At 40.5% G+C, this 17,300-nt stretch carries 15 protein-coding genes; 9 read left to right on the top strand and 6 right to left on the bottom strand.

What is annotated here, in order from left to right; translation table 11 throughout:
* Entirely contained in the window at nt 1-330 is a 330-nt protein-coding gene (locus ABD772_RS13490; RefSeq protein ID WP_345105336.1) for an ArsR/SmtB family transcription factor, read from the bottom strand.
* Between the two features lie 218 nt (nt 331-548).
* Between ABD772_RS13490 and ABD772_RS13485 the strand changes: the two genes are divergently transcribed.
* The 4 genes from ABD772_RS13485 (at nt 549) to ABD772_RS13470 (ending at nt 5,259) form a co-directional block, all read left to right on the top strand.
* Nucleotides 549-938 carry a hypothetical protein gene (locus ABD772_RS13485; protein WP_345105333.1) on the top strand — a complete coding sequence of 130 codons (390 nt, stop codon included), beginning with the start codon at nt 549-551 and terminating at the stop codon, nt 936-938.
* Between the two features lie 327 nt (nt 939-1,265).
* Nucleotides 1,266-3,497 carry a bifunctional alpha,alpha-trehalose-phosphate synthase (UDP-forming)/trehalose-phosphatase gene (locus ABD772_RS13480; protein WP_345105331.1) on the top strand — a complete coding sequence of 744 codons (2,232 nt, stop codon included), beginning with the start codon at nt 1,266-1,268 and terminating at the stop codon, nt 3,495-3,497.
* A gap of 700 nt (nt 3,498-4,197) precedes the next feature.
* A complete protein-coding gene (locus ABD772_RS13475) occupies nt 4,198-4,701 on the top strand; it encodes a DUF6265 family protein (protein ID WP_345105329.1) in 504 nt (167 codons plus the stop codon).
* A gap of 144 nt (nt 4,702-4,845) precedes the next feature.
* A complete protein-coding gene (locus ABD772_RS13470) occupies nt 4,846-5,259 on the top strand; it encodes a VOC family protein (RefSeq protein WP_345105326.1) in 414 nt (137 codons plus the stop codon).
* A gap of 180 nt (nt 5,260-5,439) precedes the next feature.
* Here the strand turns inward: ABD772_RS13470 and ABD772_RS13465 are convergent, their stop codons facing one another.
* The 3 genes from ABD772_RS13465 to ABD772_RS13455 all read right to left on the bottom strand — a co-directional run bounded on the left by ABD772_RS13465 (nt 5,440) and on the right by ABD772_RS13455 (nt 11,419).
* Complete coding sequence (locus ABD772_RS13465; RefSeq protein WP_345105323.1) at nt 5,440-8,619, bottom strand: GH92 family glycosyl hydrolase; 3,180 nt, start codon at nt 8,617-8,619, stop codon at nt 5,440-5,442.
* 374 nt (nt 8,620-8,993) lie between these two features.
* Nucleotides 8,994-10,547, bottom strand: a complete 1,554-nt coding sequence (locus ABD772_RS13460; RefSeq protein WP_345105320.1) for a TonB-dependent siderophore receptor — start codon at nt 10,545-10,547, stop codon at nt 8,994-8,996.
* Entirely contained in the window at nt 10,535-11,419 is an 885-nt protein-coding gene (locus tag ABD772_RS13455) for a carboxypeptidase-like regulatory domain-containing protein (RefSeq protein WP_345105318.1), read from the bottom strand. The genes ABD772_RS13460 and ABD772_RS13455 overlap by 13 nt, the downstream gene beginning before the upstream one ends.
* A gap of 313 nt (nt 11,420-11,732) precedes the next feature.
* Between ABD772_RS13455 and ABD772_RS13450 the strand changes: the two genes are divergently transcribed.
* The gene (locus ABD772_RS13450) at nt 11,733-12,194 is read left to right on the top strand and encodes a hypothetical protein (protein WP_345105315.1); all 462 of its coding nucleotides are present in this window, start codon (nt 11,733-11,735) and stop codon (nt 12,192-12,194) included.
* A gap of 44 nt (nt 12,195-12,238) precedes the next feature.
* On the top strand, nt 12,239-13,198 hold the full coding sequence (locus ABD772_RS13445) for a hypothetical protein (RefSeq protein ID WP_345105313.1): 960 nt from the start codon (nt 12,239-12,241) through the stop codon (nt 13,196-13,198).
* Here ABD772_RS13445 and ABD772_RS13440 read toward each other — a convergent pair.
* Both ABD772_RS13440 and ABD772_RS13435 read right to left on the bottom strand, forming a co-directional pair.
* Nucleotides 13,193-13,954 (bottom strand): hypothetical protein, encoded by a 762-nt coding sequence (locus ABD772_RS13440; protein WP_345105310.1) that lies wholly within the window; start codon nt 13,952-13,954, stop codon nt 13,193-13,195. The two genes, ABD772_RS13445 and ABD772_RS13440, sit on opposite strands and share 6 nt — an antisense overlap.
* A gap of 50 nt (nt 13,955-14,004) precedes the next feature.
* The gene (locus ABD772_RS13435; RefSeq protein WP_345105307.1) at nt 14,005-15,114 is read right to left on the bottom strand and encodes a hypothetical protein; all 1,110 of its coding nucleotides are present in this window, start codon (nt 15,112-15,114) and stop codon (nt 14,005-14,007) included.
* A 65-nt stretch (nt 15,115-15,179) separates the two neighbouring features.
* Between ABD772_RS13435 and ABD772_RS13430 the strand changes: the two genes are divergently transcribed.
* The 3 genes from ABD772_RS13430 (at nt 15,180) to ABD772_RS13420 (ending at nt 17,255) form a co-directional block, all read left to right on the top strand.
* Entirely contained in the window at nt 15,180-15,686 is a 507-nt protein-coding gene (locus ABD772_RS13430; protein ID WP_345105305.1) for a DUF488 domain-containing protein, read from the top strand.
* 64 nt (nt 15,687-15,750) lie between these two features.
* Entirely contained in the window at nt 15,751-16,431 is a 681-nt protein-coding gene (locus ABD772_RS13425) for a recombinase family protein (RefSeq protein ID WP_345105302.1), read from the top strand.
* A gap of 290 nt (nt 16,432-16,721) precedes the next feature.
* The gene (locus ABD772_RS13420) at nt 16,722-17,255 is read left to right on the top strand and encodes a hypothetical protein (protein WP_345105300.1); all 534 of its coding nucleotides are present in this window, start codon (nt 16,722-16,724) and stop codon (nt 17,253-17,255) included.
* The last annotated feature ends 45 nt before the right edge of the window (nt 17,256-17,300 follow it).

Genomic DNA, 17,300 nt, shown 5'->3' with positions numbered 1-17,300 from the left:
TTATTTTTTATTTTTAGTTTGATAAAGTTTCATTACGCTTTCGAGCTTGTTAAACCGGTCGTCCCACATCTGGCGGAACGGCTCGATAAAGTCGGCCACTTCTTTCATTTTTTTTGCGTTGATATGATAATAAATTTCGCGCCCGTTCTGCACTTGCTGTAGTAGCTGGCACTCCGTCAATATTTGCAAATGTTTTGATACCGTAGGGCGGGCCGTATCAAAATTTGAGGCTATAGCGCCCGCTGTTAAAGATTGCGAAGCCACCAATAGCAGTATTGCTCTTCGGGTAGGATCGGCGATGGCCTGAAATACGTCTCTTCTTAAATTCATTGCGTAGTTAAATGACTACAAATATATACGTAGTCATTTAACTACGCAAATATTTTATAAAATTTCTTTTAAATGTTTCGATTTAGATCAGATACGCTGATCTCACTAATAAACTCATCGTATCTTTGATCTGAAAAGATCCGGCTATTTTGACAGTCAGGCTACGTAATAGAGGCACCCGCTCTTGCCCCCAAGGTATTTTTCGCTATATTTGCTTAATGCTGAAGAGGTGCCTGCAAATTATCCTGGCAGCATGGCTCATTAATGCGCTGATCTGCTTTCACCCTGTTTTTTCCGGGCGTGTCCATCCTGCGAGCAATTCGAGCGCAATAGCATCTGCATCTCCCGATAACACGCTGCTTTATATTTTTCTACATCACTATTCATCCGACAAAGCGCAGAAAAGCCCTATACATCATGCATCTGTCCCAAAGTACCGGTACCTCATCTCCCGTACACTGAATTTTGATATCTGGACCGGGCATAATACGATATGCTCTTTATTTAACTCCGGCAAAACGCTTCCGGTATTCGTCCGAAAAATATGGGAGAATAAACTTTTCTCGCCACCACATTACAATTATCTCTTCCGGCTTAGTCCATTCTAACCTTTTACTGCTCCCCTGCGCTAGTGCTTGATTATATTGAAGCCGATATACATTGTCGCCTAATACAGGCACATGTATGCCCCCTGCAATGCGTAGAGAGGTCGACCTTTAACTGTGCTATTTACCGCTGTATTGGTCAATCGCTTTTGCAACATACACTTTACCGCAACATATTACCCGTCGTTGGAATGTGCACAACATAGTTGATTTTGACAAACAACATCTGCAAGCGAACTGAATTATAACGGCAGTTGGTTGGAAACCTGAATAAAACAAGTGCCTGATTCGATTGATTTAAAAGTGGCTTCGCCGCTAAAAAATATAATTATGATTGAAAGAAGATTATTTATAGTAGCCAATAGGTTACCTCTTACTGTTGAACTTCAAGATGGCCAGTATCAATGCCGCCAATCTTCCGGGGGATTGATTTCGGCCGTGAACGCTTACCTTGCCCACGATGGGCGCGACCGTTTCAGACAGCGTTTGTGGGTAGGAGTACCGGGTTGCGACGAAGCGGCCTGGCAGCATGCTGTGTCTACAGCTGATACTGATTTTAACTATCTACCGGTGTTTACAAATGCTGAAACTTACGAGCATTATTATGATGGCTTTTCTAATTCACTGCTTTGGCCACTCTTCCATTATTTCCCATCATACGCCGAGTTCCATAAAACCGATTTTGCAGCCTATATGGACGTGAACCGCCAATTTGCCCGTCGTTTGCTGGCCGAGGTTCGGCCCGGCGATGTAATTTGGATACATGATTATCATCTATTGCCGCTGGCAGCTATGCTGCGCCGGCAGTCTCCAGATCTGTCTATCGAGCTTTTTCTGCATATACCGTTCCCGGTATTCGAAGTTTTTCGTCTTGTCCCTAAACCGTGGCAACGCGAACTGCTTTTGGGTATGCTTGGCGCCGATGTTATTGGGTTTCATACCGATTCCTATCAGCGGTATTTTTTGCAGGCAGCCGAACAGGTGCTGCAAACAGTTCCTGTTGATGGCGAACTAACCTGGGAAGGCCGGGCTGTTAGTACCGGGGTGTTTCCGGTAAGCATCGACTTTGATATGTTTCATGATGCAGGCCTCAAAAATGATGTACAGGAACTTACCACTCACTATCAATCGCTTAAGCATAATAAAAAAATGCTTTTTTCTGTTGACCGGCTGGACTACACAAAAGGCGTACATCATCGCATCAAAGGCTATAAAAAGTTTCTGCTCCAGCACCCTGAATACTGTGGGCAGGTAGTATTTGTGCTTGTAATAGTCCCTTCAAGAAATCATATCAGGACTTATGCAGAACGCAAAAGAATGATCGATGAATATATCGGCGATATAAACAGCAGCCTGGGTACCATTGACTGGAAGCCGGTGATCTATCAATATCAACATTTGGAGTTTAATGAGCTAGCTGCTTTATACCGGGCCTGTGACGTTGCACTGATTACCCCGCTGCGTGACGGAATGAATCTGGTGGCCAAAGAGTTTGTGGCCAGCCGCAACGATGGCACCGGTGTATTAATATTAAGCGAACTGGCCGGTGCAGCAACCGAGCTGAACGGCGCTCTGCTTATCAACCCGAATGATGCCGACGAGATTGCTTCGACCATTAAGCTAGCTATTGAAATGGGCAGCAGCGAACAGCAAGAACGCTTAAATGCAATGCAGATACAGATCAAAACTCATGATGTGAACCGTTGGGCGGCAAATATGCTGCAGCGGCTGGAAGAAGTAACCGTTCGGCGAATAACGAACGCGGCAAGGCATATCGACCCTTTTTCGCGAGCCAGTTTACTGGCGTATTATACAGCAGCATCCGAACGACTGCTGCTGTTGGATTATGATGGCACATTATCACCATTCACTGCAAGGCCTGAACAGGCACTACCATCGCCTGAATTACTTATGCTGCTGACACAATTAGGTAAACATACCAATACTGACGTTTATATTGTTAGTGGAAGAGATAGCGCCAGCCTGGAAAACTGGCTTGGCCATTTACCTATCGGCCTGGTAGCAGAACATGGCGCGAAGGTTAAAAAGATAGGTCATGATTGGTCAGTTATAGCTGATGACCTGAAAGCCTTCTGGCCGCAGGTAGAAAAGCTGATGGCTGCTTATGTTTCCAAATGCCCGGGGTCATTTATGGAGGAAAAAGAATTTTCCCGGGCTTGGCATTACCGGGAAACAGAGCCTTTTCATGGCGGTGTAAAGGCGGCCGAACTTTACCGGGAATTACTGGACTGTATAGGCCCTTTACCTTTGCAGGTTCTCAACGGACATAAGGTGATAGAAGTACGCAGTCGATTGGTGGATAAAGGAAAGGCCGTTACCGGGCTTCTTAAGGGTGCCAAATACGACTTTATTTTATGTGTAGGGGATGATGAAACCGACGAAGATATGTTTAGGGCTACGGCGGGTATACGAGGGGCATTTACTATTAAGATTGGCGAACAGCCGTCGCTGGCAACATACCGGCTACACACGCCCTATCAGGTGCATACCCTGCTTGAAAACATCATAAACAGCCCTGAACCGAGGCGAAGTGCCCGTTAAAGCCTTAGGCAAAGACCGTTTTTCAGGGTAAAACCGGACATTATTCGTCCGGTTTTGATACACCATTTATTTAAACCTGTCCGTTAACACTTTATCTGTTAATGTTTATAGATTTGGACCAATGATTGGCTGATCAATTTGCTTGAAACCGTATAGATTTCATATCACCCTATATGACGTCGGGTTTTGGGATGCAGTACACCAGCCTCACTTTCATGCTGCTTTTAGGGTTCGCCAAAAAAGCCGATCGATCAGCGAACCGGTTTTTGGCCCTGGCATTGGCAGTTGCTCTTTTGTGGATTGCCCGGGTGTTGGCAATTGATATTCGCCTGTGGGCCTATGATCCTTTTTGGAGTCGGCTACAGCGTAAGTACTTGGTGCCAATGCAGGCAATATCGTTTACCTGTTTTCAAAAGAATTTATACTGCTCATCGGAATTGCCTTTGTGGTTGCAGTCCCTATAGCCTGGTATTACATGCACCAATGGTTGCAGGCATATGTGTATCGGATCAATATCAATTGGTGGATATTTGCCGTAAGCGGACTTGTTGCCTTAATTATTGCACTTGCAACAATTGGCATCAAGGCAATAAAAGCAGCAATAGCAATCCCGGTGCAGAGCTTGAGAAGCGAATAACCGATTGCAAGCGTCCAATGATATCCAAAATACTTATCTTAGTTTGTAAATTATATCAAGGTTATGAAACACGTCCACGTTATTTTACTATTTTTTTGCGGTTTGTTACCTGTTGCACTCTTCGCTCAGGTTCCTCCGAAAGGCGGTTCGTTTTCTGATATCAGATTTATAGAGGGCCACTGGAAAGCTTTGACAGCCGAAGGGCGCTTAATTGAGGCTGTTTGGTTGGGCTTTGAAGGTGATAACATGTTGGGTTTCATGCGCATGATGAACGGCAACAAAGCCGATCTGTATGAGATGTTGGCCTATGAACAATCTGACCAGGGTTTGGTATCGTTGGTAAAGCATTTTAAACCGGGCTTACTAGGGCAAGAAGAAAAGGATAATCCCAACCGTTACATTTTTCTGGAAGCAAGCAAGGACCGCGCAGTATTTCAGAATACGAGCGGCGATCTGCGTATCCTTTATGAAAAGCGCTCTGACGATCAGTTTGCTATAGCCCGTGGTAATAAGGAAAATGATAAATGGGTTTTTAAGGATCTGTTTGTATTTAATAAAGTAAAATAGTACCCGGCTGTCTCCGGCATTAGCAAATCAATTGTTATATTGATATTAACATAAGTCGCAATTAACCCCTTAACTTGTCGTTTTTGCACGTTTGCGCGTATTTGACATTGCCGTACTTTTGAATAAACTAATCAAAAAACAATTATGGCAACTCAAATTTTTGTAAACCTACCGGTTAAAGACCTCAACAGATCTGTAGAGTTTTTTACCAAACTTGGGTATACTTTTAACCCACAATTTACCGACGAGAAAGCAACCTGCATGATCATCAGCGATACCATTTACGTAATGCTCCTGACAGTGCCTTTCTTCCAGACTTTTACTAAAAAAGAAATTATTGACGCCCACAAAGCGATCGAGTGCTCTATTGCCTTATCTGCCGAGAGTAAAGATGCCGTTAACGTAATGGTAGACAAGGCAGCAGCAGCGGGGGCCACAATACCTAATCCGGCCACCGACTACGGTTTTATGTACCAACACAGCTTTGAAGATCTTGATGGCCACCATTGGGAATTTATATGGATGGATCCAAACGGTATTCCTGAGCATCAGGGGTAAAAGAGCAAAGTTTATTATTACAATTTTCGAAGACAATTAATTCTGACGGATAGATAGTGGGATATTCTATCAAGTATTAGTTTATTTGACTTAAATAATTGATGAAAAATTGCCGTAAAAACAAAGCCCTGTCTTATACAAGGCAGGGCTTTGTTAATACCTGACTAATATATTTGGCTGTTAGTTATCAATACCCCATCGCTCGTTCGGTTTTGGCCCCATAACTAATATCAATGATCCGCCTTTTAATAGCTCGGAAGCGGGGAATTTGAACGATTTCAATATTTTACCATTTAACACAGCGCTTTGCACATACATGTTAGTGCGCGATGCATTTTTAGCCTCGATTGTAAACTTTTTACCGCGGCCAAACCGCTGACCCAGATCAATCTCGATTTTTTGATATAACGGGCTTGCTATCTCATAAATAGGCTTTTCGCGTGCGCCCCCATCCATTTGGAAAAGGCCCATGCTCGACATCACCAGCCAGGCGCTCATCTGGCCCTGATCCTCGTCACCCAGCCAGGCGTTACCTACGCCATAGCCATAATAACGATCTATGATAGAGCGGCTCCATTTTTGGGTTGACCAAGGTTTGCCTGCCCAGTTAAACAGGAATGGAAAGTGCATGGATTGCTGATTACCTTGTACCACCGGATAATCCCAATACTGGTCGTTCATGCCGTTGTAGCGCCATGGTTCGCTTACTTTAAAGCCCCACTCTAGGCGATCGATGAATTTTTTCTTGCCAATATAACTGATCAGCGACGGCACATCCTGCGGAACGAAGAAAGTTAGCTGCCAGGCATTGCCCTCCACATATTCTTCATTGTGTCCGCTGCGGAAAGGGTCAAAATTTGGCGTAAAATGCCCGTTTGCCAGTTTCATGTGGCTGTAACCGGCCGTATCGATGGCATGTTTCCACCAGTACCCGCGAGTGTTAAACTTTTTGTAAATATCAGTTTTTCCTAGCGATTTCGCTAACTGCCCAACGGTCCAATCATCAAACGAATACTCCATTGTATTAGAGAACCGACCGCTATCAGATGGCACATATTCATGTTTCATATATTCTGCCAGATCTTCGTTTCCGGCGAAACCGGTGAATACTTTTTGAGCCGGGGTGGTTTGCATTTTAACAGCGGCTTCCAATACATGATTAGCATCAAACCCGGTGATACCCATTTGATGAGCGGATACCAGCAAAGGGATCTCATGCTCGGCCACCATAACGGGAATATAATTCATACCCGCCGGGCCTTTTGCTAACCAACCGTTGGCATCGTACATAGCCAATTGAGAGTTTACCCAGCGTTTGCTCCATTCGGGAGTAATTAAATTCCAAACCTGATTCAGATTCCAGAATGTGTTCCAAAATGCATCGCAACCCAAAGCGACATCGTCTTTATCTTTCAATTGATGCACCTTACTGTCGGTTCCGCGCCATTGTCCGTTTACATCGCTCCAGGTATTACGGCTGGCAGTTGAGCGATACATGGCGTTGTAAAAGCGCACTTTTTCTAAGCGGTTAGTCGAAGTAATCTTTACTCTGTTAAAAATATCGTTCCAGGTGTTTACCTGATTTTGCCGAATAGCATCATAGCTCCAGCCAAATTTGTCTTTGATTTCCGTCTTTAAATTTAATCTGGCATTCTCTAAACTAACTACAGAGATGCCTGAACGTACTTGCACCATCGAATGTGCCCTGGTATCAAAGTTTAACCAGATGCCGGCATTTCTGATATCCTTGGCCGAGTAAGTGTTGCCGCTAAGCATTTTCTTATCTGCCCAACCACCAATACCTGTTATGGGTTGGTCAACCTCAATTACAAAGTACACAGTGTAATCCTGATCCGCCTGGTTGCTCCATACGCCTCTGGAATATTGATGTGCGTAACCTTCAATGCTTTTATCGCCTACCTTAGTTACTTTAATTTCTTTGAGCACATAGTCATATTCTGTGGGGATGTGCAGATCAATTAATATGCGCGAGCTATCTCTATCCTTAGGAAACGTAAAACGTTCAAATCCGCAACGGGTAGTGGCTGTTACTTCGGCTTTGATGTTGTAGTCGGTTAGTTTTACCTTGTACTCGCCTATTGGAGCTTCTTCGCTGCGCTTATCAATCCGTGAAGCAAAACCTGAGCCGGGTTTCAACTCATCGCCCGGGGTGGTTTTTAAATGGCCGTTAGTAGCCATGATTCCCAAACCACCCATAGTCCACTCGTGAATGTGGCTAAACATGCTAACCGTTTCAAAAGATGGCTCATAACCCGCCTGCCACCCCGCATTCTGATTATCGGGACTCATTTTTACCATACTAAAAGGCATCCATGGGCCGGGTGCTATCATCCATCGCGAGTGAGCAGTACCTATGCGGGTATCCACATAATCGGCCAGCGTTTGCAGTTTTTGTTTAGAGCGGATAACTTTACCAGTCTGTACTACCTTGCCATTTTCTAAAATGCGGTAGTTGCTGGTTCTGGTAGCAGCAACAGCTGGCATAGGAGCTTCGAAATCATAATTGCCTTTCTCTACTATTTCTTTAAAAATAGTTTTGCCATCAAGCTCAACACTTAAAGTTGGGTTGCCTGTTAAGTGTTCGGTGTTTATCAACAGTGGCTGTACGCGCGACGCGCCGGTTTGTAATTCGTAATCAGCTGCCTCAACATCACGGACATATAGTTGACCGGGCATTTGTAAATTATCTGCCGGGCCTTCTAAGCTTACATCATCAAATTTTATCCATGATCCCTGCAGTATGGTGATCATTACCGTATTGCCGCCTTTTTTTAGGGTGCTTGCGCTAACAGGAATTTCCAGCGTATGTGGAGTAGCTTTTGATGCATCGCCTGTCAAAGCTGCCGAGTCGATGTAGGGCTCATTCAGTCGTGGATGTGGTTGTTTGGTTAAATCGTAGCCAGCCGCTTCTAACTGAAATTTATGATCAGCGTTATTAACGCTGACTTTTAATAGCGGAAGGAATTTTTTAGCAAAATCGGCCAGCTTGATCACCAATTTATAATTGCCTTTAGCCGGTACTTCTTTTAACGAAAAAAGTATATTCACCTGGTTTGTACGCCAGCCCGATGTTGGCCAGGTGCCACCCCAGGTATCCGCAGGGCCCGCCAAAACATAAGGAAAATCCTGATCGGTTTTGGAATGCCCTATCAAATAAAACTTGTCTTCGAATCCGAAATCGCGCTCAACAAATTTTTTAAAGCCATCTGGCGCCATTGCAAATTCGTTAGCCGAACCGTCGGCTTTACCAATTTGCCAGATGGTATTAACGGCTTTTTGCGCAAATGACTGCGTAACGCCGGTAAGCGCCAGGCAAGCCAGTAAAAATATTTTTTTCATGCGGTTTATTGTATGGAGTTGGCGCGGTCTTAACCGCTGTATATAAAAGTAACCTTATATGTCAAACATATACAAAAAATTGTTATGTTCAAATGTACATACAAATAAAAATGATTTGAAAACATCTATTTGATATGTTTGGTCACTTTGACTCCGAACAGAAATCTGAACCAAAATCATCTTAAAAATTCCCTTGTTTTGTCGATCAAACAGTCCTTAAAATAAAAAGTGCAGCCCTATCGGAAACTCGAACCGCTTGATAGAAAAATATGGGAAGATTATCAACAATTTTAATAATTCAAGCCCATTTTCGGGACTTTCAAAAATGGCTATCCAGCATCTCTCTTTCGCCTGAGCCCGGGCTCGAATCAGATTTAAAGTTTATAAGATAACGTTGTTAAGAACTGGCGCGGAGGAATCGGGGTAATACTGTAATTATCATGTATTAAGTAGTTCATCGTATTGGTTACATTAGTCACACTCGCCAGCAGAGAAATCTTTTTATAGGTGTACCCGGCTGAAAGATCAAGCGTGGTAAACCCCTTAACCGGAATGAGACGGCTGTAAGCCTGTGCCTGACCGACTTTATTGTTATATCCTGCCATTCTGTTTCCTGTATAAAATGCGGTTGCGCCAACTTTAAATTTTTTAAGGGATGGATTAGTAAATGTATAAAACAGGGTTGCATTTGCGGTGCTTACGGGGCTTATCACCAAACGTTCTCCCAATATAGGCGATTCTTTTAAACCTGTAGTTTTGGTATACCGTGCATTGTTATAAGAATAACCAGTGATAAAGTAAAAATTCTTTGAAAAGTGGCCTATTATATCAATATCAAAACCATCACTGGTCGTTTCTCCGCTAAATGTTTTAACGGTATTATCGCTGTTAACGGTTCCATCGGCTTTAATAGGCGATACTACAGCCAGGTTACTGTTGATGATACGGTATATACTCACATTGGTAATGATTTTACCATCGAACAATTCGTTTTTTGAGCCGATTTCATATTGGTTCAGCAGGGATGGTTTAAGTCCCTGCCCTGTATTAACATCTGTACCGGTATTAACTATAAAATTATTGCTGTAGCTTACATATACCGAACTCGTACTGATGGGTTGATAGATAAACGCCAGTTTGGGTGAAAATGCGCGGTCGTATTTCGTTATAGCGGTTCCTGCGCCAAAGGTTTGTTTTACCAGGTATTGAATATTGGTTTGATCGGTTTCCTGCCATGACCATCTTATGCCCGTCAGCATCTTAATTTTATCTGTAAAGCTTATCAAATCCTGAGCGTAAGTGCCCAAACGATAAACAGGCGCTGTAATACGTGAGGTATCTACTGCCGTCGGAATATCGGTACGTTGAATGTATTTATTGAGGTCGATGGTATTAATCTTGTCGTAAATATATGTGCTGATATACTGGCCCGCAACACTGTAACCATTGGTAACATTTACTACTTTGGCGACATCAGTTCCTACCAATACTTGATGGCTTACCGATCCGGTTTTAAATTTCCCCGTTAAATTAATCTGACCGGTGTGTTCGTTTTCTTTGGTGTTTGCACGGGCCAGGCCCCTGTTCCATTCGCCTGTCGCACTTACGGTATTGGGCAGGCTCGCCTGGTACGAATCGATATCGGTTCTCTGCCCGGATATGATGGCGTTTAAATGCCAGTTGTCATTAAACTGGTGGTTCAAAGCTGCCATTCCCGAAAACTGGTTCATTTGACTATAGGCCCATGAGGTATTTATGTACTGTGAACGCGGCACCATCGTAGGAATGGCCCGGCCATTATTTAAAGACCCAATGCCGAAATCAGGCGTCAAGCTCTCACTCAAATAATCGCCTGTAACCAGCAAAGTGGTTTTTTTACCGAGGTTAAATGATAAAGAAGGGTTTACATATTTTCTTATGTTGTACACATGATTGCGATAGCTGCCGTTGTTTTCGTAAACACCGATGAACCGGAAGGCTGAATTTGGCTGATTGGCCCGTAAATATCCACACCTGGTTTAAACAGATTGTAACTTCCGTACCGCAGGGAAACCTCGCCGCCGCTTTCAAACTGGGGTTTTTTAGTAACCATATTAATGATAAGGCCGCTGGATACGTTGCCATAAAGCAACGCAGCGCTTCCTTTCAATACTTCTACAGACTCCAGGGTACTTGCCTCAGGAAAACCGGCCGTATTAGTTAGTACCCCGTCCTTAAAAATACTGCCTGAAGCACCTGTAATGCCGATGCTATATCCCCGCGCTGAAAATGTTTCGCCCACGCCGCCCCGCGTTTGTGTCAACGAAACGCCGCTTACATTTTTAATTGCCTCACCTAATCTATTTATTTGCTGGTCCTCAATAACCTGGTGGCCTACCGTTCCGGTACTTTGAGGAAGATCGAGAGCCCGGATGTTCGCCTTGTCTATTGAAACAGGCCTGGGCGATCTATTGGCATTAATAATTACCTCGTTTAGCGTCGAGAAGCTTTCTGTTAATACAAAATCAACTGTCGTTGTTTTTGACACCATCACGGTAACAGGCCTTTCGGCGCTTTTGGTGCTAACAAATGAAACAACAAGAGTGTAATTACCGGGCTTAATATTGCTGATGGTATACCTACCCTCATCTGTTGTGCTGGCTGCCCGGTTTAATTCTTTAATGGATACCGTTACAAATGCTGCCGGTTGGCCATCAGAGGTTTTAACTGTTCCGGAAATTTTGCCGTCCGCCAGATCATCATCCGCCCTAATAACATTGCAGAAAATTAAAAGTAAAATAACAACGTTAAGGATTGGCAAAAGTTCAAATGTTGGAACAACTCAGTTAGTCTGTGTGATAGGCAGTAAGTTAGGAACGAAAAAAACCGGACAAAACTTGATTTGAAGTCTGTCCGGTTTGGTGGTCCAAAGCCCCCAATTATCGAACCTTTATATTGATGATCTGCTTAAAATTATAGACTTTATAAATTCCAGCCCATCAATTATAAGTGAATTATATTCCAGTTTACCGGCTCCTAAGTTAAATTCTTGATTATATACACAGTAAGTATCTAACCGCATTAAAGTTACTTTAAAATAGATGATGAATGCTAAGCTTAAACTGCCGAGATCAATGAAAATTGACAAAGCAAAAAGGATATGTAAGTTATACAGTACAGGTGAATATACCATAGCTACATGCTGCAAAGCTGAGGGAATTGAGTATAACACTTTCCAAGGCTGGGCACAGCCCAACTTAAGCGAAGAAGATATAAAAAATGAAGGTTATAGGCGTGGATTTGTCCACGAAGTCCACGTTCTATATAAAAAGGCTTTAATCAATAATGAAATAAACTTCAAGGCATTGCTGAGAGATGCAGCCAGAGAAGGACTATTGGATAGGGCAAGAGGCACCGTACATACCGAAACTCATTTAAAAGTTAAATATGATTCGAATGGGAATGCAATAAGCACCGTTATTAGAAAAATCGAAAAGTATTTACCCCCTGATACAAATATTTTAATCTTTCTTGCAAATTGCTTGAGAATCTTTGAGTATCATGATGATCGCTTGAATTGCGTAATTGATTTGTAGTTTGATTTAGAAAGCAAGTTCTGCAATTTTGATAAAAATAACGCATGATAACTTCCACAGATCATTTTAAACCGCAGCGTGACATCATTGCTGATTTATTACTTACTGAAGGCCAGCAACCCAGGACGACATATTTCTGCCATAAAAACCACCTTTATAAACCAACAAAAGAGGAATTGAGTGATTGGTATATCAACAATTTTGCATCATTCCCATTATACACTTCTGAGAAAAACGATGGGGTGGCTATTAGTAACTCTTTTCAGCGCAAGTATCGAAAATACCATGAATTGGAGGAATTAAATGACACACAAACCGAGCACAGGAAAGAACTTGACGGGTTAGAACGAGATAGTATCTTGTTGGATTTAGGTGAATATATCGATGAGTGGATCGATAATATATTTCTTGATTTTGCAAAAGCAATTACAGCCCTTAAAAATGGTCCCGTGTTCGCTTGTATCAATGATGACCTAATTATTATGAAGAATCTGGTTAACTTCTACATCGACATTAGGAAAGAGGAAGATACCCAGCTAAATTTTTTCAATAATGTTTTTATCCCCAAAGCAGTTGCGGATCAGATGACCGAAATATTAATTGCTCTATTAACTGACCGGATAAAAATGCACGAACCAACTTATTATACATCTAAATCTACGCCAACTCACCTCATTAATCAAAGCAATTTTAAAATTAATTGGCTTGCATCCCAACAAGAATTTGCTGAATTGATACATGAATTAACCGATAAAGGTTACATTTCTTTGCCTGATATGAGTATGAGTATGCAGGCAAATAATTTGGTTAAGTTTTTTGATTTCTCTGCCTCGCAGAGAAAAGAAGGTTCCAACATTGCCAATAATATACTTACAGCATTAAAACCTATTTTTGACAAGGATGATAAAAAGGAAACATACAATTATCTCAAATCGGGTTATGTACAAAAATTTAATACGATTCCATTGTACATTCCCAAAAAAAATAAAAGGCAAAATTTATAGACCAAGCATTGGCTTAACGATTTCATATATTGGTGAGGCAAGAAGATTAGTAAATGTTCCAATACCTACATCTTTTATTATTCCACCAATACTTAATAATTGTGGTTTAATATCTTTGTCTTTTGCCAACTGCGCCACCGCATAGTTCATTTCCATAGCGAAGTCCGATCTGATTTTTTCATTAACCATTTCAATATCCTTAGTTAACAAATTAAATAATTCTTTGACTTGATCTTTTTGAGAATAATTATATTGTGTCTGAACGGAATTTTCAGAGTTCTGCTGAAATTGCACAGGTGCATTTATGTTTCCTAAGTTGATGGAATTGTTAACTATATGAGGTGTATTTGATCGGCTATTTGGCATTTTAATATCAAGCCATTTTTCAAATAACTCTATACACGCTTCACTACTTTTCCGGCTTTTCAATTTAGGCAAAATGACATATCGCATGTGTTTCAAAAAATTATCGTGGCCATGTGAATTTTCTGAAAGATAAAAATCATAATGATGATTTATTACTTTATCGATATCATAAACGGGTTTCCATTTATTAAGTTTATAGGCGAATTGATCATCATAATCCTCCGGCACCGTGTCTGTATAAATAGCGTTGCTTTCATAAGATCGCCCTCCCCAGTCGTTCCTACTTGGCCTTCCAACCATAGCCATTATGCGTTGATTGCCTAAATTATTTAATGGTAACGCTTCTGGCGGAAGATTCTCACTTGTACTGATATCAAAAAAAGGGTTCATACTTAAGTTTAAGATACAAATATATCAACCACTCATTAAAAACGACTGGCTTACTTTAAAACATCAATATTCGCCAAGCGCTTTTCTGCTATTTTTAAATGTATTTCTTTATTTAATTTTCCTAAATATGCGGGGCCGTCTGAGTTCGGATAGCAAGCAACCCAAATTTCAAGCCCCACTTTTAAAGCGAGATCACAAAAACTATTTGCTTTTGTGATCCATTCTTCAGGGCCAAGCCATATATTTTCCTTTTCAGGCGAAAAATGCACCGACGCATTCCTTAATGCTTCGTAATAATCGAAAAAGGTTTTAAAAGGCTCTTTTTGCTGTGCGATATCTGTCAAATTAATTATTTGCTTTTTATCCGATCTGATAATCTGATGTATTTTTTCTATCTTTTGTTTAAGATTTAGATATGAACCTTCTTTATCCCTGTGCATCCCTCTAAGTGTTAATATTTCCTTATCGGTTAAAATTGATTTGAACCGCAATATATAATTATGTCCGATGCTATTTACAAATGACTCAATAAAGGAAAAAAAGGAAATCACCGTTAAACGGCAATAAGTAGCAACTTCATATTTAAGATCGACTAATCCTTTATAGGCATCATGGTAATTAGGGTGCGATATATTAATCCCTTGCTTACTTAATTTGTCAAAATGACTCAACAACTGTCTGTATGCTCGCTGTGCTTTCGCATAAAACACGAACGCATCTTTTAACAAAAAATCTTCCTCGATACCACCGTTTCCTTTGTGCGCGCCAATAGCTATTCGATATTGATAAGGCATATCGGAATACCATTTAAACGCAGATAAATCCATCAAATTATCAAGAAAACCGATAGTCAAACCTGTTTCAAATAATTGATCATTTTCTAAATATGCATTATTAAAAATGGTTGCAATGTTTGCAATTGAAACTTTGGGTGGAAACCTTTGTAGTATTGGACCAATCATTTCTTCGATATTCAATTCTATGTGGTCAATTTTATTTGCTATATCTATTTGAGATGAGGTGTCAAAAAACGCTTTTGTTTCAATGATCATCTCATTTGTTTCCTTATAATTTAAATTCCGGACCAAAGCCGCCATCAATTTTAAGTAAGCAAGTTTATTTTTTATCGATAAGATGCGGGGGGTTATTGATTCTGACATAGTTGAAATTAAGGGGTTCAGGCGATTAAAATTGAAAATTATATAATTTTTATTTATCTTTATATATGAATCAAGTACCTGATAAACAATTAATTACGTATTCAATTGGACATGGGAACAGAAGAATTGAAGCCTTTATCAATCTACTAAAATTAAACCAAATAGATATATTGATTGATGTTAGAAGTTTACCCTATTCCCGTTTCAGCCCTCAGTTTCGACAAGCTAATTTAAAAGCCAGCCTTAATGACGTGGAAATTACATACCTATGGTTAGGAAATGAGTTAGGTGGACGCCCTAAAGACCAATCCTTATATTGTAATGGTCAGGTTAGTTATGAGGCGATAAAACAAACGGATTTATTTAAGTCTGGTATTCAGCAAATTTTGTCATTTAGTAAATCAGGCATTAAAGTAACTTTAATGTGCAGTGAAGGTGACCAAAACAATTGCCATCGAAAACATTTAATCTCAGATGAATTACTTAAAATTGGTTTTGACGTGATTCATATTAACAAACAAGGACATCTGGAAAAACATATAATTGAAACGAAGTTAAACCTATTCAGCTGAGTAGGTTTTTTTTATAACTGAATAGTTTACAAAACATAAACCACCATTTATAAAATGTAAATCAATGAACAAAGAACAAACATATGTAGCTTATTACAGGGTTAGTACACAAAAGCAGGGTAATTCAGGCTTGGGTCTTGAATCTCAACGCACATCGGTTTTAACATTTTTACAAGGCATAGAGCCCCTACAAGAGTTTACTGACATAGAATCTGGAACGAGCAAAGGAAATTATCGAGAGGCTCTCCAACATGCTATAATAGCTTCTAAAGCAAATAATAGTATTTTAGTTATTGCTAAACTTGATCGGCTGGCAAGAAATGTACGCTTCATCACGAGTCTGATGGAAAGCGGTATTGATTTTATTGCCTGTGATATGCCAACAGCCAATAAATTCACAATACACATTTTTGCTGCGTTAGCAGAGCAAGAAGCCGAGATGATCAGTCATCGCACCAAACTGGCATTACAGGAAAAGAAACGCTTAGGATATAAGTTGGGTAAGCCTGAAAACTTAACTATTGAGGCGAAACTTAAAGGCATTGTTGCAAAAAAACGAAATGCCGTATCTAATGAGAATAACCGCAAAGCTGGTGCTTTAATAGTTTCAATGAAAAATGGCGGAAAATCTTTCGCCTTTATAGCGAAAGAATTAAATACATTAGGGTTCAAAACTCGTAAGGACTGTGTATTCCATGTGGTACAAGTTCAAAGACTATATGATAGATACAATAAAACGGCTTAGTTTCGCGATATGACAAAAAAGGATTTACTTTTGAATAAAACAAAAATGACATGTAGATAAATACAAATCCCGTTTAATCGGTAAAAATATAGCGTTTAGAAATTCTTGTAGCTGAAAACTGGTAATTTAAAGAATACAAAGAATGAACTGGATGCTCACGTCACAGCTTGGGCTTAGTTTGTTTTGTATTCAGGTATACCAGTACCTCAGCTACGGACAACTAATGTCCCACGCTGCTTTTTTATAGTAAGTTATTAGGGGCAGATAACATAACCTTAACTTTTATAAAAATGAAATCTCAATCAGACCTACCGCCAGTGTTTCAGAGAATGCTTGAAGAGCAAAAACTTCAAAAGAAAAAAGCGAAAAAAAGGATGTTATGGATAATAGGCATTGCTGCCTTCGTAATCATCGCTGCGCTTAGTGACCAAGGCTCACACCCTAAAGTAAAAAAAGAGCAACCGCATATAAATGATAAAATTGAAAAACATACACCCCAAGAAAGTTTAACAACAGATTCTATTAATGCCGATGGAACGGTAACTGTTACAGAGGAATCGGCAGAAGATCGTCAGGAAAAAATTAAATATCAATTTAGTCCTTGGAGTGGGGCTCACATAAAACTCGAACGCTATATAAAAGGAAACATGAATGACCCGGACAGTTATGAACATATAGAAACTACGTATTCCGACAAAGGATCGTATTTGATTGTAGTAACAAAGTTCCGTGGCAAAAATTCTTTTGGCGGTAAAGTCATTAATTATGTAAAAGCAAAGGTTGATTTAGACGGTAATGTAATCAAGATAATCGATAACGAATAAAATTAGAACATATACCAAATATAATCGTACTTTCACTATCATCTT

The sequence above is a fragment of the Mucilaginibacter panaciglaebae genome (assembly GCF_039539265.1).
GTDB lineage: Bacteria > Bacteroidota > Bacteroidia > Sphingobacteriales > Sphingobacteriaceae > Mucilaginibacter > Mucilaginibacter panaciglaebae.
This window is presented reverse-complemented; position numbering and strand designations above follow the sequence as displayed.